Here is a 15152-nt window from a genome sequence, read left to right on the forward strand (position 1 = left end):
CCACGAACACGACATGCGAACGTCCTTCTTCATTTTCTCCGCCCTGTGCCTTGGCCTGCTGTCCGGCTGTGCCAGTGGCCCGGAAGAGCACGCTTCCAGCCGCGAGATCACCAGTGCGTTCGTGGCCGACGACGGCCAGCTGTACCTGTTGCCGCGCTATGACGAGCCGATGCGCTTCAATGCCGCGCCGTTCCGCGAATATCGGGCGCTGATGGACAGCCCGCTGCGCGAGGCGGTGGCCTGCGCGCAGATGTACTTCCATGAAGACTGGCGCGACCCGGCCAACAAGGCCAAGGTGCACGGCAGCTATGCGCTGCTGCTGCGGCCGGAGCAGGTAACGGCGGAGCAGGCCCAGCAGTACAAGCTGGAGCGGATTGAGGTCCCCCCGCGTGAGGCCAAGGCCGTGGAGGAGCGTGCGCGCTACTACCTGCCGATGGACCGGACCCGTTACGCGATGGCGTTTGACCGCGCCTGCAATCTTTCAAGGAAGGGCGGCAGCTATTACAGCGCGCTGTTCGAGGGCGACGGCGAGCGGGTGAAGTTGCCGGATACTGCGGCGCTGACGGAGAAGGGGAGGCTGGCACAGCCGATCAATGCGCGGGCGCAGCGGATCCTGCCGGAGAGGGAGGACAAGCCGGGTGTGGGTTCGGCGGCGGGCAAGGTGCTCGGCGCGGCGTTGATCCCTGTGGCGGTGCCGGTGTTTGTGCTGAGCCTGCCGTTCCTGGGGCCGGATCATTGGAAGTGAAAAGGCGTTGGGGGAGAATCATCCACGCATGGCGTGGATTGGGCATCGCCTGAAAGTTCATCCTGGAGATCTGTGTGCCAAGCACGCTGGAAACTGTTTTGAAGACTGCAGGCTTCATTGTCGTTGCGGCGCTTCCGTTGGTGATCCTCTGGTTCACCCTTCGGCGAATGTCAGCAGCTGCTCGCTCGTCTGTGAAATCGGGGTTGCGTTTGCATGCCCCTCGCCGGATTTCCCGCACGTCCATGACCTTGGTGATGGTGGATGGCAAAGAGGATCGCGAGCACTACTTCTTTGATACAGAATCCTTTTACCTGCGGCGGGGCCCGGTGCCCACGGCGGTTCCGCTCTCGCAGATCACCTCAGTCACACGAACGTCTGACAGGATCTACGGGCGCTATGTCTGGCAGGTGTGCTTCAGCAAAGCATCGGGCAGAAAGTGCGTGACGTTCACCAACAACCTGACGCTGTTCAATCGGGATTTCCTGCTGTTCCTTGAGGCGGTGCGGAAGGCCAACCCGTTGGCGACCGTTGATCGGGCAGGCATCCGCTTCTAGCTGTGGGCCGACTTGAGGGTGTCAGTTAAAGCGGCGAGCCGGTGACGCTACACTGGCCGCCTGTGCCCGATGGAAGCTCGCCCATGTTCAGTGGAAAGGTTGCAGTAGTCACCGGCTCCACCAGCGGTATCGGTCTTGGCATTGCCACCGCGCTGGCCCGGCAAGGCGCCGACATCGTACTGAATGGCTTCGGCGATGCGGCGGAGATCGAACGCATCCGTTCCAAGCTGGAAACCGAGTTCGGCGTGCGGGTGGTGCACGATGCTGCCAACCTGTCCCGTGGCGAGGCAGTGCGCGGGATGATTGAGCATGCCGTCGCGACGATGGGCCGCATCGACATCCTCGTAAATAACGCAGGCATCCAGCACACCGCCTCGATCGAGGAGTTTCCTGTCGAGAAGTGGGATGCGATCCTGGCGTTGAATCTCTCGGCCGTGTTCCATGCCACGGCGGCGGCCTTGCCCCATATGAAGCAGCAGGGCGCCGGTCGCATCATCAACATCGCATCCGTGCACGGCCTGGTGGGCTCGGTGAACAAGTCGGCCTATGTGGCGGCCAAGCACGGCGTGGTGGGGTTTACCAAGGTGACCGCGCTGGAGAATGCGGGCAGCGGCATTACCGCCAATGCCATCTGCCCGGGCTGGGTGCGGACGGCGCTGGTCGAGCAGCAGATCACTGCGCTGGCCGAGCGCCAGGGCACGGATCAGGAGACCGCCGCGCGTGCGCTGCTGGCTGAGAAGCAGCCGTCGTTGCAGTTCGTGACGCCCGAGCAGCTGGGAGAAATGGTGGTGTTCCTGGCCTCGGACGCTGCGGCGCAGATTACCGGCATGGCGCTGCCGGTGGATGGGGGCTGGACGGCGCGCTAGCTGGCTGGCTGTGCTTTACGCTGCAGCATGGGCAATGCCACCAGCGTGGCGAGAATGGTGAACAGCACCAGCGACGAGCCTACCGTGCCGAAGCCCAGGCCGCCCTTTTCCAGCGGCTTGGTGAGCAGGTCGCCGAAAGTGGCGCCAAACGGGCGGGTGAGTACGAAGGCGATCCAGAACAGGATGACCCGGTTGATGCCCTTGATGCGGCTGGCCAGTGCGGTGAGCGCGATGAGGCTGCCGATCAGCAGGGCGCCGCCGATGAAGCCCAGCCCGGAATCGTCGGCGAGGAAATCACCCAGCGCGGTGCCGAGCGTGTTGGAGAACAGCACGGCGGTCCAGTAGAAGCCTTCGGCGCGGCGCGATGCGATGTTGCTGACCGAGATCGACGTTTCCGACATGCGCCAGGCCAGCAGCACCAGCGCCAGGCAGCCGGCCAGCAGGCTGGCGCCGGTCGCGTAGCCCAGCCCCAGGGTGCGGTCGATCAGGTCCGACAGGGTGGTGCCGGCGGTGCTGGTCGCCAGCACCACCGACCAGAACAGCACCGGGTGGAAGCGATGTGCCGACAGTTGCAGGGCCAACAGGCCGGCGAAGATCGCCAGCAGGATGGCCGAGCTGGCCACGTAGCCGAGGTTGAGCGTCATCGACAGCAGGTCGCCTGCGGTCTCGCCGAGGGTGGTGGCGGCGATCTTCATCACCCAGAAGCCGAGGGTGACCGCCGCCACTTTGCTGTGCAGGGAATCGGTGTCTGAAGCACGCATCGAACGTCGACCGGGGAGCCTGCCGGTGATGCTGTGTTGGGCGGCGTCGGAGTGCAGTCGGAACCGGGTTCGGCGAGAGTGAGCGTGGGGGCGGCGTTCAGCCGGTGCGGGCGGGGGCCGGCAGGCGTGCCAGCAGGGCGTCCCAGTCGGCCACGAAGCAGCCGTTGTGCCCACGGTTGCACTCGGTGATCCACGCGTCCAGCGATTCGCTCTGTGCGCGGTAGCCGCTGACATCGCCCAGGACGGCGAAGTGCAGGCGGTAGTTCACCAGCATCTGCAGCCATTGCCCGGCCATGCCGGAGCGCAGCTCGAAGAAGTCTGCCGATAGGCGCTGCACCGGCACGGCGATCCACTCGGCCTGGTGCCCAAGGGCATCGCCGACCAGGTCGCGCAGGGCGTTGCCATCCAGTAGCGGGCCTGTATCGGCGCTGCGCAGGACGCGGGTGCTGCCGATCTGTTCTACATGTGTGTGCATCGTGCGCTCTGAAGTTCGTATCGTCCGCCCAGTATGGCCATGGGAGAGGCCAACAGTAAGCAGATGCAGCATGAATCTGGCGAACGAACGCGCTAGGCTGCGCCGGGCGCCCGCACGAGGCGGGTTCACGATACCGGGAAAGGGCATGGCAGGGTGGAAAGGACGTTCGTTGTTGATGGCGGTGCTGGTGTGTTCTGGCCTGCCGGCCGCGGCCGCCGAGCTATGCACGGCCAGTGCCTACGGTGACGGGCAGGGCAACATCGTGGTGCTCGGCGCACCCGCTGCGGCACCGGCCACGGGGCAGCGCTATCTGATGCTGGACGGGCGACGTGGCGCCACCGGTGATGCCAACGCGCCGGTGAGCTGCAGCGATGATGTGGTCAGCTTCAGGACGCCTGCGGGAGCCACGCAGCGCTGGCAGCGACTGCCGACCCGCGATACCGATGCAACGTTCATCAGCGCGGGAACCAAGCTGGCCGGGCAGTTGATCGAGCCGGCAGGGCCGGCCGACCCGACGCAGCCGCTGGTGGTGTTGGTGCACGGCTCGGAACGCACGATGGCGGTGGCGGCGATCTACCAGCGCATGCTGGTGGCCCAGGGCATTTCGGTGTTCGCCTACCAGAAGCGTGGCACCGGCGATTCGGAAGGCGAGTACACCCAGAACTTCGAGCTGCTGGCTGACGATGCAGCGGCGGCGCTTGCCAAGGCGCGTGAACTGGCGAGGGGCCGATTCGGCCGCGCCGGCTACTTCGGTGGCAGCCAGGGTGGGTGGATCGCGCCGCTGGCGGCAACGCGCTCGCAGGCCGATTTCGTGGCGATCGGTTTCGGGCTGGTGGTGTCGCCCATCGAGGAGGACCGCGAGCAGTTGTTCGACGAGGCACGGCGCATGCAGCTGGATGCGGCGGCGTTGGCGCAGGTTGGCCAGCTTTCAGACGCGACCGCGCAGTTGATGCGCACGCATTTCAATGAAGGGTTCGAGGCGCTGGCGAAGGTGCGTACGCAGATCGGTGCCGCACCGTGGGCAAAGAACATCAGCGGCGAATACAGCGGCGACATGCTGCGCATGAGTGAAGCCGACCTGCGCCGGATCGGCCGCGCGCGATTCGACAACCTGGAGCTGATCTGGGACTACGACGCCGAGGCCGCGCTGCGCCGCCTGAAGGTGCCGTTGCTGTGGGTGCTGGCCGAGCAGGACCGCGCCGCGCCGATTGCCGCCACGCGTTCGATCCTGTCGCGCCTGCGCGCGTCGGGGCAACCGATCGACACCTACCTGTTCCCGGATACCGACCACGGCATGGTCGAGTTCCGCACCGATGCCGAGGGCAACCGGGTGTCGACGCGGATCACCGACGGCTACCTGCGCCTGCTGGCCGATTGGATCAAGCAGGATGTGCATGGCAGTTATGGACGTTCGCGCAGATTGAGCGATTGACCGGATGGGGAGCGCCAGCGGCGGATGGCGCTCCGCCGCCGATTGCGGCACGACTCAGTTCGGCTTCGCAAATACGTCCAATCCCTTGCCGGTTTCCAGCAGCGACTTCAGGCTCGACAGCACGATCGGCCAGCCCTGGCGGATGCCGGTATCCATGCCGCTGCCCGGTTCCAGCTCCTCATGGGTAACCGTCAGCCGCACCATGTCCTGATAGGGCACGATGTCGAAGGTGACGCGGCTGTAAGCATCCGGGTTGTCGGCCTGCGAGGCGGCGGCCCAGGTGATGACCAGGCGCGAGGGCGGGGTGCTTTCCACCACTTCACCGACCAGCTCGACCGAGCGCGTTTCGTTGGCACGCACGTGCTGCCAGCGCGAGCCGGGCTTCCAGTCCGAGACGTTCTCGTGGCCCCAGTAGCGGCGGGCGATCTCGGGGCGGGTGATGGCCTCGAACACCTTCTGTGGCGTGGACGCGATGTAGATCACGTGGATGAAGCGGGTTGACTCTGCAGACATCGTCATTCTCCTTCCAGTTCGCGTTTCAGGTCATGCAGCAGGCTCAGGCGCTGCTGCTCGAACTTGCGTACCCAGCGCTCGTAGACTTCATGCAGCGGTACCGGGTTGATGAAGTGCAGCTTCTCGCGGCCACGGCGCACAGTGCTGATCAGGTTGGCGTCTTCCAGAAGACCCAGGTGCTGGGTGACCGATTGCCGGGCTATGTCCAGGTTTTCGCACAGCTGGCTCAGGGTCTGGCCGTTGTCTTCGCAGAGCAGATCCAGCAGCGTGCGGCGCGTGGGATCGGCCAGCGCCTTGAATACCTTGTCTGCGTCGCGCACGTTGTCTAGCGCCATGGGGATGTCTTCAATTCCAGTTGTCGATCCTGACGTCGTGTGGGTTGGGCTGGCCCTTGCCGGTCTCCAGCAGTGCCTTCAGGCTCATCAGGAACACCGCCCACTTGGTGCTGCAGTGGGAGGTGAACTCGACGCGCTCTTTCCAGCCTTCATGGGTGAACAGGACGATGCAGTAGTCGCCTTCCTGTTTCAGCGCGAAACGCGCATGCGTGCCGATCCATTCGGCAGGGCCGGCCAGGAACTTCCAGAGCACCAGCTCGCCGGGAATGAGCTGTTCCAGCTGCATTTCCATGGCACCGATTTCCTGGCCGTTATTGGTGAAACGGACCTTGACCGTGCCGCCGACGTTGCGGTCGCCGTGGGCGTCTTCTGCCCACCAGACGGCGACGCCTTCGGGGGTGGCCAGGGCTTGGTACACCTGGCTTGCGGGGGCCTTGATGCCGACCCTGTGTGCGATATCCACCATTGCAGGTTCCTCGCGATGGGCCGGCAGGCGCCGCCCTTGGGATGAACTATATGCAGGTAAATGCCTGCATGTCAAATCCGGCCCAGGGACTTCCGACCCTGGTAGTGCTGGCCGCTGGCCGGCATCCTCGTGACAGCTGATTGACGCGTTGACAGGAATACGTGCATGACTGAAACAGGAAAGGACACCTTGACCATCCGCCGCGCCAGTGCGGCAGATGCCCCTGCGGTGCTGGCGCTGTTCGACGAGGTGATCGAATGGTTCGTGTCGATCGGCAATCTGCAGCAATGGGGCAGCGAGCCATGGTCCACGGTGCCACGCCGGATCACCCAGGTGACCGATGCGTGCGCGCTGCCTGGCGCATGGGTGGCCCAGAACGAGCAGGGTGAGGTGCGTGCGTTCCTGGCGCTGGGCGAGTCGATGCCCTATGTGCAGGCGCCCGATGGGCCGGAGCTGTACGTGCGGGTATTGGTGGCCTCGCGTGATGCGCGCGTGCGCGGCATTGGCCGTCGCCTGATGGCGTTTGCCGATGAGCAGGCGCGCGCTGCCGGCCTCGACCATCTGCGCGTGGACTGCTATGGCGGAGGCAGCGGTGATCTGGTGCGCTTCTACGAGTCCTGCGGCTACACGCGAATTGCGCCGTTCAACGTGGACGGCTGGCCAGGCATGCTGCTGGGCCGCCAGCTCTGACGCCGCTGCGTCATTCGGTCGCAGCATGCATGCAGGATTCGGTACATCGGTTCGGCGCTAGAGTGGGGTCACCCCCTCCAGGAAGGAGCAGCGCATGTACTACAGCAGTGGCAACTACGAAGCCTTTGCGCGCCCGCGCAAGCCCGCCGGTGTCGATGGCAAGCGCGCATGGTTCGTCGGTTCAGGCCTGGCCTCACTGGCCGGCGCTGCGTTCCTGATACGTGACGGGCGCATGGCCGGTGAACGCATCACCATTCTTGAACAGCAGCAGATTCCTGGCGGTGCGCTGGATGGCCTGAAGGTGCCGGAAAAGGGTTTCGTGATCCGTGGTGGCCGCGAGATGGAAGATCATTTCGAGTGCCTGTGGGACCTGTTCCGCTCGATACCGTCGCTGGAGATCGAAGATGCCAGCGTGCTGGACGAGTTCTACTGGTTGAACAAGGACGACCCGAACTATTCGCTGCAGCGCGCCACCATCAATCGCGGCGAGGATGCACACACCGATGGCCTGTTCACGCTGACCGAGCAGGCACAGAGGGACATCATCGCGCTGTTCCTGGCCACCCGTCAGGAGATGGAGAACAAGCGCATCAACGAAGTACTGGGCCGTGATTTCCTGGACAGCAACTTCTGGCTGTACTGGCGAACCATGTTCGCGTTCGAAGAGTGGCATTCGGCGCTGGAGATGAAGCTGTACCTGCATCGCTTCATCCACCATATCGGCGGCCTGCCGGATTTCTCGGCGCTGAAGTTCACGAAGTACAACCAGTACGAATCGCTGGTGCTGCCGCTGGTGAAGTGGTTGCAGGACCAGGGCGTGGTGTTCCAGTACGGTACCGAGGTGACCGACGTCGACTTTGATCTGCAGCCGGACCGCAAGCAGGCCACGCGCATCCATTGGATGCATGACGGTGTAGCCGGTGGCGTGGATCTCGGCGCGGATGATCTGCTGTTCATGACCATCGGTTCGCTGACCGAGAACTCGGATAATGGCGACCACCACACTGCGGCACGCCTGAACGAAGGCACGGCGCCTGCCTGGGACCTGTGGCGCCGCATTGCCGCGAAGGATGACGCGTTCGGGCGTCCGGATGTGTTCGGCGCACACATTCCAGAAACCAAGTGGGAATCGGCAACGGTGACCACGCTGGATGCGCGCATTCCGGCCTACATCCAGAAGATCGCCAAGCGCGATCCCTTCAGCGGCAAAGTGGTAACCGGCGGCATCGTCAGCGTGCGCGACTCGCGCTGGCTGATGAGCTGGACGGTGAATCGCCAGCCACATTTCAAGAACCAGCCCAAGGACCAGATCGTGGTGTGGGTGTATTCGTTGTTCGTGGATACGCCCGGCGACTACGTGAAGAAGCCGATGCAGGACTGCACCGGCGAGGAGATCACGCGCGAATGGCTGTATCACCTGGGCGTGCCGGTGGAAGAGATCGATGAGCTGGCCGCGACCGGCGCGAAGACAGTGCCGGTGATGATGCCGTACATCACGGCGTTCTTCATGCCGCGCCAGGCCGGTGATCGCCCGGACGTGGTGCCGGACGGTGCGGTGAACTTCGCTTTCATCGGCCAGTTCGCCGAATCGAAGCAGCGCGATTGCATCTTCACTACAGAGTACTCGGTGCGCACGCCGATGGAAGCGGTGTACACGCTGCTGGATATCGAACGCGGCGTACCCGAGGTGTTCAATTCCACCTACGACGTGCGCTCGCTGCTGGCCGCGACCGGGCGTTTGCGTGACGGCAAGGAACTGGACATTCCCGGGCCGGTGTTCCTGCGCAACCTGCTGATGAACAAGCTGGACAAGACCCAGATCGGCGGGCTGCTGCGCGAGTTCAAGCTGGTGCAGGAGGACTGATTGGGATCTCGGTAGCGCCGGGCCACGCCCGGCGGGTCCAGCAGCGGGTTATTGACACAGCTTCAACCTACTAGTAGGTTGGCGGCATGAAAGAGTCGCTCTCGCCCAAGGCCCAGGAGATCCTGGCCCATGCCCGTTCGCTGCTGGAGGCCGGTGGCTACAACGGCTTCAGCTACGCCGACGTGTCCGCGCGGGTGAACATCAGCAAGGCCAGCATCCATCACCACTTCCCCAGCAAGGCGGACCTGGTGCGCACGGTGGTTGAACTGTACCGGGCCGAGGCGCGCGAAGGCCTGGCGCTGCTGGACCGGCAGCTGGACGACCCGCTGCAGGAGCTCAACGCCTATGTGGAGTACTGGTCCAGCTGCATTGCAGGGGGGACGTCGTCGTTCTGCATCTGCGCGATGCTGGCAGCGGAGGCGCCGATGATCCCTGCGGAGATTGCCGATGAAGTGCGCGGGCATTTCGAGGATCTGAGCGGGTGGCTGACGGTGACGCTGGAGAAGGGCGCGGCGCTGGGCCAGTTGCGCCTGCAGGGTTCCCCTGCGGACGAGGCCAGGGCGTTCATGTCCTCGGTGCACGGCGCGATGCTGGCCGCGCGCGGTTTTGGTGACGCGGCGACCTTCGCGGCACTGGCACAGTTGGCGATCGCGCGGGTGAGTGCGGCGCTCTGAGAGATGTGTGGTGGGCCTGCGGCGACGCGGGCCTTCTTTTTGAGTCCAATGCCTACCTACTAGTAGGTTCATTCTATCCCTGGAGATGTCCCATGTCCCACCCTCTGTCCACGCTTGGCGTGATCCATACCGCTGTCAGCCTGATCCCGGTGTTGAGTGGCCTGTATGCCTTCATTCGCCATCGCGCAATCGATCCCGCCACGCGCGCGGGCAAGCTGTACCTGGTGGGGCTGGTGCTGTCGGTGGCCACCTCGTTCACCGTGTCCAGCACGGGCGGGATCAACCCCGGCCACGCATTCGGGGTGATCGTGCTGCTGGTGGCATTCGGCGGCGTGCTGGCCGCGCGGCTGCGCTGGCTGGGGCGCGCAGCACCTTATGCATCGACGTTTGCGCTGTCTTTCAGCTTCCTGCTGTCGTTGGTGCCCGGCGTCAACGAAACGCTGACCCGCGTGCCGGCAGCGCATCCGATTGCTGCCGCGCCGATGGCCCCGGTGGTGCTGCACACGCTGCTGGTCTGCCTGGTGGTGTTCGTGATCGGCGTGGCCGCGCAGTGCTGGAGGCTGCGAAACCGTGCCTTGGCAGGACGATCCTGAGACGCCGCCGGTCACTCCGGCGCGGCAAGTGCGCCCAGCAGTGCCACCGGTTCGATCAGTGCAGCCGAGCGCGCCGGGTCAAGTTGAATGTGCCGGCTGCAGAAGCCGAACGATCGGCCTGCGGCACGCTCGGGGACGCGTGCGCTCGCGTCCGGTGTCTCGATCTCCAGCACCTCATCCACGGCCAGCGCCAGCGTTGCGGTACCGGCATTGATCAACAGCATGGCCGGGCTGCCACCGTCGAATGCCGCTTGGCCGCTCATGCGGCGCAGGTCGACCACGGGTAATGGCTGCCCACGGACTTCCAGGGTCGGCCTGCCGTTGCGGTCTGCAGGGCCGAATGCCTCCAGGCCGCGAATTTCGACGGCAGCCTGGATGTCAATCGCGAACAGGGCGGTGCCTGCACGCACGATCACGATCTCGAACAGGTCGGCGGGCGATGCGCGTTTTTCCATTGCAGGTGGGGCGGGTACTGGCATGCGATGGGCGTGGCGAAGACAGCGGGAAGGAGGATCCTGATGATGACGCCCGAACGTAGCGCACGGCCGCGTCGGCAGGCGCACGCAAGGCGTCGGTTCAGTCTGTATCAGGCGGGGGCGCGTGGCGGCTCGACGGTGCCGATGCGTGGGAAATGCGGACGCAGCAGGCCAACGAGCTGATCCATGCCTGGAACGGAATGGCCAAATTCGTCCCATCGCGCATTGACCAGCCCGGACACGACGATCTGCCCGGTCTCGATGCGGGTCATCGCCCAGTAGGGTACGGCGCGTGCGCCGATTGCCATGTCCAGTACCGGGGTGACGGCGGCGTGCGAACGACTGTCCTGGATGCGGCGCCTGACCGCCTCCAGGCCGTCGGGCGGGCCTTCGATGTACTGGAAAAACCGCTGCCCGTCGACGAGCAGCGCTCCGGTAACGTCCACCCGGCGATTGAACGCGGCAGAGCCCGAGACGATCTGGCGGAGGGTTTCATCGGAAAGCCCAGCCGACATGTGGCTGGAGTAAGCAAATGCGTGGAGCATGGAAGGGGCTTCGTGTGACGCACGTCACTATACGTGGGTCTCCACCGTCCGCCGTGAGCCTTTTCTCACGTGGCGCTGGAGAGCGCTGAGCTGGATCAGCAGCCCACCAACCGATCCGCGCCAACACCGCCGCGATGCTGGCTGCGGTACTCGGTAGGGCTCGCATCGACCTGGCCCCGGAAGTGCCGACGGAACGATTCCTGCGAACCGAATCCAGCCTGCTCGGCAATCCACTGCAGCGGCCGATCGGTGGTTTCCAGCAGCTCGCGGGCGTAGGCGACGCGCTCGCGGATCAGCCAGTCGATGGGCGACAGGCCGGTGGCCTCCAGGAACTGCCGCTGCAGGGTGCGTTGGCTGAGTGCGGCCTGCTCGGCGAGGCTGCCCAGCGAGTGCGGCTCGCGCAGGTTGCGGCGCATCCATTCCATCAGCCTTGCCAGGCGCGTGGGCTCGCCATGGGGAATGGCGCGGCTGACACGCTGGCTGCGTTCGGCATCACGCCACGGCGCCAGTACCAGCCGTTCGGCCACCAGGTTGGCCACGCGCGCACCGTAATCCTTGCGCACCATGTGCAACATCATGTCCATGCCGGTCGCCGAGCCGGCCGAGGTGATGATGCTGCCGGTGTCTACATACAGTGCATCTTCGCGCACATCGATGCGCGGGAACTCGCGCGCCAGCGCTTCGGTGAGGCGCCAGTGGGTGGTGGCCTGGCGGCCATCGAGCAGCCCGGCCCACGCCAGCACGAAGGCACCGGAGCAGATCGAAGCGATGCGCGCGCCACGGCCGTGGGCACGGATGAGTGCATCAAGCAGCGCCTGTGGCGGGCGCTCGCTGGGCTCGCGCCAACCGGGAATGACGATGATGTCGGCGTCATCAACTGTGCTGAGGTCGTAGGGAAGCTGCACCTGCGTTCCGCCAAGCATGCGCAGCGCACCAGGTTCACCCGCGCACAGCTGGGTGCGATACCAGGCCACGCCGAGTTCCGGCCGCACCGGCGCGAACAGGCCAACCGCACAGCCGAACTCGAACAGCCCTTGGCCGTGGCAGGCAACGATGGCGACGAGCGGTGCGCTGGGATCGGCGGGTGGGCTGGGCATGGCTTGATGCTACGGGTGGTGATGTGCGCCGCAGAATGCTGCGCGGGCATGAGGTGATGCCTGTGGAGCATGTGTACGGGGGGGGCATTCGTCTGGCTTGGGCACCCGACGGGGTAGAGTCGACTGTTAGTCGACTGCTGTTGGCGATACCGCCTGGAAGCCCGCGCTGCGCGCGATAGTCGACTGACAGTCGACTCTACCCCCGTAGGTTGCCGCCCGCCGCCCGCCGCCCGCCACCCATCACCCATCACCCATCACCCACCACCTGCCACCCGCCGCTCGCCGTCCCATGGGCGTGGTGCGCAGGGCTGCCTAACGTCATTACCAGCAGTCATGTGGGTGGCCGGATGTTACGGCTGGGTGACGCGATCGCGCCTGTCGCGGTGGGCGGACAGGCCCTTGAATGGAAGCGTGTTTCCGGCCCACCCCCACGAGCCCCCATGCCTGCCGCCCACGCCCCTGTCCTGAGCACTCTCGCTGTTCTGATCACAGCCATCCTCGCCGCTTCGCCCAGCCATGCGGCTGAAGCCGATGCGGATCCTGCTGCCGCCGCTGCGACGGCCAACGTGGCCGCGTCCACACTGGATGCCGTGGTGGTGACCGGCTCGCGCACCAGTACGCGTACGGTGAAGAACAGTTCCACGCCGATCGACGTGATCTCCGCAGAGGATCTTGCTGCGACCGGCCAGGGCAACCTGCTGGAAGCGCTGCAGCGCAGCCTGCCGTCGCTGAGCCAGATTGGCGGCTACCAGAGCGACCAGGAAAGCCTGATCCGCGGCTACCAGCTGCGCAACCTGTCGCCGGGCTACACGCTGGTGCTGGTGAACGGCAAGCGCCGCAATGCCAGTGCCTACGTGAGCGGAGCCAACGGTGGCGGCTTTCCCGGCCATGCCTGGGCCGACCTGGCGTTGATTCCTGTCTCGGCCATCGACCATGTTGAAGTGCTGCGCGATGGCGCCTCGGCCATCTATGGCTCGGATGCGATCACCGGCGTGGTCAACGTGATCCTGAAATCCCAGGCACACGGTGGCGATGTGTCGGTGGAAAGCGGGCAGAGCACCGACGGCGATGGCTCGCGCACCAGCGTGCGCGCCAACGTGGGCCTGCCGTGGGGCCAGGATGGCTTCGTCAACCTGTCCGGCGAGAGCACGCGGCAGCACCACGCGATCCGTACCCGCCGCTATATCGATGGCTATCTGAGCTATCCGGCGGTGGATGCCAACGGCAATCGGGTGGCGTTGCGGCCAAACAACCGGCTGCCGGCCGGCGCCTCGCCCAACCCGGCAGAAGCCAGCCGCAATGCCGAGGCCAACACGATTCTCAGCTCCCCGTCGTATGCGCTGAAGGCGTTTGCGGTGAACGTGGGCCATGGCCTGGGCGACAGCGCGCAGTTCTATGCCAATGCCACGGCCAGTGACCGTACCGCGCAGGCGATCCAGAACTTCCGCCTGCCGGCGACCATCTTCACCACCTACAAGGCACCCGGCGTGCTGAGCGTGTTTCCCGATGGCTTCCTGCCAGTGCTGGAAACCAAGGAGAAGCAGTACACCGGCACTGCCGCTGTGAAAGGCCAGATCGCGGGCTGGGACTACGACGCCAGCCTGACCGGCAACCGCAGCACGGTACGCACCTATACCCGCAACTCGGTGAACTACTCGCTGCCGTACCCCGGTTCACCCACCGATTTCTATGACGGCAAGCTGGATTACCAGCAGGGCATCGCCAACCTCGACCTGCGCCGTGGCTTCGAGGTGGCGGCCTTTGCTTCGCCGCTGGAAGTGAGCGCGGGCGCCGAGTACCAGCACGAACAGTACGAGCGTGGGGCGGGGCAGTGGGAGTCGTACACCGGCTTTGGTGCTGCGGCCTTCGTCGGCTATTCGACTGCCGATGCGGTGAAGGCTACCCGCAACAGCAAGGCGGTGTACGTGGGTGCAGCCACCAACATCACCTCGCGCTGGTATCTGGATGCGGCCGCGCGCTGGGAAGACCATTCCGACTTCGGCAGTGTCTCCACCGGCCGCCTGACCACGCGCTTCGACTTCACCGATGCGCTGGGCGTGCGCGCCACGGTCAGCAACGGCTTCCACGCCCCCAGCCTGGGTGCGCAGTTCTACCAGGCCACTGGCAGCTGCCCGTGCGGCACCACGCTGGTGGCGCAGGTGTCTTCGCCGGCAGCGGTTGCGCTGGGTGCTACGCCGCTGAAGCCCGAGAAGGCCACCAACTACAGCCTGGGCGTGACCTGGGACCCGAGCCCGGCGTTCCACTTGGCCGTGGATGCCTACCAGATCGACATCCGCGGCCAGCTCGGCCAGTCCAGCCAGATCGGCTACAACGCGCAGGATCCTGCACGCGTCACCGACAACAGCGGCACGGTGCTGAGCGCGGCGCAGAAGAACACCATCGATGCGCTGCTCGGGTCGGCCGGCATCAGCATCCTGCCGGGTGATGCGTTCTACGCCAGCTACTTCACCAACGTGGGCAATACCCGTACGCGCGGCGTCGAGCTGACCGTGGAAGCGAACCAGGAAACGGCCTGGGGCAAGCTGCGCTGGAGCTACGCGGCCAACGTGGGGCGCACCACCATCCAGAAGATCAGCGACATTCCGGCGGCGCTGCAGGGGCTGCCGAACATCAACCTGTTGACCAAGAGCAGCGAGTACGCGCTGCGCTTCCGTACGCCCAGCTACACGCAGGTGGCGGGGTTGGGCTGGCAGAACGGGCGCTGGCGCTCGAACGTCGACTTCACCTACTACGGCCCGATCAAGCGCCTGAACAACGGCGTGGAGTACAAGCAGCCGCCGGTGCTGGTGACCAATCTCTCCGGTGCCGTGGAACTGGGCGCAGGCTGGAGTGCGGCGCTGGGCATCAACAACGTGTTCGACAAGCGCACGCGCAAGGTGCCGGAGTACGCGCGCAGTGCCACCGATGTGGCGAGCATCGAGACGACCTGGGACAACGGCGATGTGCTGGGCAACGTCGGCGCGTACTGGTACGGGCGGGTCAGTTACCGGTTTTGAGGTTCACGCCAAAGGCGGCCGGACGTAGTTCGGCATCATCGAGGAGCAT

The 15152-nt window shown here is 65.3% G+C and carries 17 protein-coding genes; 9 read left to right on the forward strand and 8 right to left on the reverse strand.

Annotation, left to right across the window (positions count from 1 at the left end):
* Nucleotides 1–13: 13 nt before the first annotated feature.
* From AC5P78_RS17920 to AC5P78_RS17930, 3 genes are all read left to right on the forward strand, one after another.
* Complete coding sequence (locus AC5P78_RS17920; protein ID WP_154329377.1) at nt 14–745, forward strand: hypothetical protein; 732 nt, start codon at nt 14–16, stop codon at nt 743–745.
* 74 nt (nt 746–819) lie between these two features.
* Nucleotides 820–1299, forward strand: coding sequence for a hypothetical protein (locus AC5P78_RS17925; RefSeq protein WP_231336820.1), 480 nt, complete (start codon nt 820–822; stop codon nt 1297–1299).
* A gap of 83 nt (nt 1300–1382) precedes the next feature.
* Nucleotides 1383–2165, forward strand: coding sequence for a 3-hydroxybutyrate dehydrogenase (locus tag AC5P78_RS17930; RefSeq protein ID WP_154267842.1), 783 nt, complete (start codon nt 1383–1385; stop codon nt 2163–2165).
* On the opposite strand, the gene AC5P78_RS17935 is transcribed toward AC5P78_RS17930, so the two are convergent.
* Together AC5P78_RS17935 and AC5P78_RS17940 are read right to left on the reverse strand one after the other, a co-directional pair.
* Complete coding sequence (locus tag AC5P78_RS17935; protein WP_154267843.1) at nt 2162–2926, reverse strand: COG4705 family protein; 765 nt, start codon at nt 2924–2926, stop codon at nt 2162–2164. The two genes, AC5P78_RS17930 and AC5P78_RS17935, sit on opposite strands and share 4 nt — an antisense overlap.
* A gap of 97 nt (nt 2927–3023) precedes the next feature.
* Nucleotides 3024–3401, reverse strand: a complete 378-nt coding sequence (locus tag AC5P78_RS17940; RefSeq protein ID WP_154267844.1) for a DUF4180 domain-containing protein — start codon at nt 3399–3401, stop codon at nt 3024–3026.
* A 145-nt stretch (nt 3402–3546) separates the two neighbouring features.
* On the opposite strand from AC5P78_RS17940, the gene AC5P78_RS17945 reads away from it, so the two are divergent.
* Complete coding sequence (locus tag AC5P78_RS17945) at nt 3547–4833, forward strand: alpha/beta hydrolase family protein (protein WP_099527746.1); 1287 nt, start codon at nt 3547–3549, stop codon at nt 4831–4833.
* Between the two features lie 54 nt (nt 4834–4887).
* Here the strand turns inward: AC5P78_RS17945 and AC5P78_RS17950 are convergent, their stop codons facing one another.
* Genes AC5P78_RS17950 through AC5P78_RS17960 form a run of 3 tightly spaced genes read right to left on the reverse strand, consistent with a single transcriptional unit; the run spans nt 4888 to nt 6147 of the window.
* Nucleotides 4888–5346: an SRPBCC family protein gene (locus AC5P78_RS17950; protein WP_049452673.1), complete on the reverse strand. Its 459-nt coding sequence runs from the start codon at nt 5344–5346 to the stop codon at nt 4888–4890.
* A gap of 2 nt (nt 5347–5348) precedes the next feature.
* Nucleotides 5349–5681 (reverse strand): ArsR/SmtB family transcription factor, encoded by a 333-nt coding sequence (locus AC5P78_RS17955; RefSeq protein ID WP_099527745.1) that lies wholly within the window; start codon nt 5679–5681, stop codon nt 5349–5351.
* A 10-nt stretch (nt 5682–5691) separates the two neighbouring features.
* The gene (locus AC5P78_RS17960; RefSeq protein WP_099527744.1) at nt 5692–6147 is read right to left on the reverse strand and encodes an SRPBCC family protein; all 456 of its coding nucleotides are present in this window, start codon (nt 6145–6147) and stop codon (nt 5692–5694) included.
* Between the two features lie 165 nt (nt 6148–6312).
* Between AC5P78_RS17960 and AC5P78_RS17965 the strand changes: the two genes are divergently transcribed.
* From AC5P78_RS17965 to AC5P78_RS17980, 4 genes are all read left to right on the forward strand, one after another.
* Nucleotides 6313–6837: a GNAT family N-acetyltransferase gene (locus AC5P78_RS17965; protein WP_099527743.1), complete on the forward strand. Its 525-nt coding sequence runs from the start codon at nt 6313–6315 to the stop codon at nt 6835–6837.
* A 94-nt stretch (nt 6838–6931) separates the two neighbouring features.
* Nucleotides 6932–8701 (forward strand): oleate hydratase, encoded by a 1770-nt coding sequence (locus tag AC5P78_RS17970; RefSeq protein ID WP_414498260.1) that lies wholly within the window; start codon nt 6932–6934, stop codon nt 8699–8701.
* An 86-nt stretch (nt 8702–8787) separates the two neighbouring features.
* A complete protein-coding gene (locus tag AC5P78_RS17975) occupies nt 8788–9375 on the forward strand; it encodes a TetR/AcrR family transcriptional regulator (protein WP_043035135.1) in 588 nt (195 codons plus the stop codon).
* 92 nt (nt 9376–9467) lie between these two features.
* On the forward strand, nt 9468–9968 hold the full coding sequence (locus AC5P78_RS17980; protein ID WP_005413048.1) for a hypothetical protein: 501 nt from the start codon (nt 9468–9470) through the stop codon (nt 9966–9968).
* Between the two features lie 11 nt (nt 9969–9979).
* Here AC5P78_RS17980 and AC5P78_RS17985 read toward each other — a convergent pair whose 3' ends face one another.
* The 3 genes from AC5P78_RS17985 to ftrA form a co-directional block, all read right to left on the reverse strand.
* Nucleotides 9980–10423, reverse strand: a complete 444-nt coding sequence (locus tag AC5P78_RS17985) for a chemotaxis protein CheW (RefSeq protein ID WP_229302588.1) — start codon at nt 10421–10423, stop codon at nt 9980–9982.
* A 131-nt stretch (nt 10424–10554) separates the two neighbouring features.
* Nucleotides 10555–10989, reverse strand: coding sequence for a BLUF domain-containing protein (locus AC5P78_RS17990; RefSeq protein WP_012479978.1), 435 nt, complete (start codon nt 10987–10989; stop codon nt 10555–10557).
* Nucleotides 10990–11084: 95 nt separating this feature from the next.
* Entirely contained in the window at nt 11085–12086 is a 1002-nt protein-coding gene (gene ftrA / locus AC5P78_RS17995; RefSeq protein WP_087803600.1) for a transcriptional regulator FtrA, read from the reverse strand.
* A gap of 440 nt (nt 12087–12526) precedes the next feature.
* Here ftrA and AC5P78_RS18000 point away from each other — a divergent pair, with 440 nt between their 5' ends.
* Nucleotides 12527–15103, forward strand: coding sequence for a TonB-dependent receptor plug domain-containing protein (locus tag AC5P78_RS18000; RefSeq protein ID WP_414498261.1), 2577 nt, complete (start codon nt 12527–12529; stop codon nt 15101–15103).
* Nucleotides 15104–15152 lie beyond the last annotated feature (49 nt).

Source organism: Stenotrophomonas sp. YJH_SMC_133 (assembly GCF_059370655.1).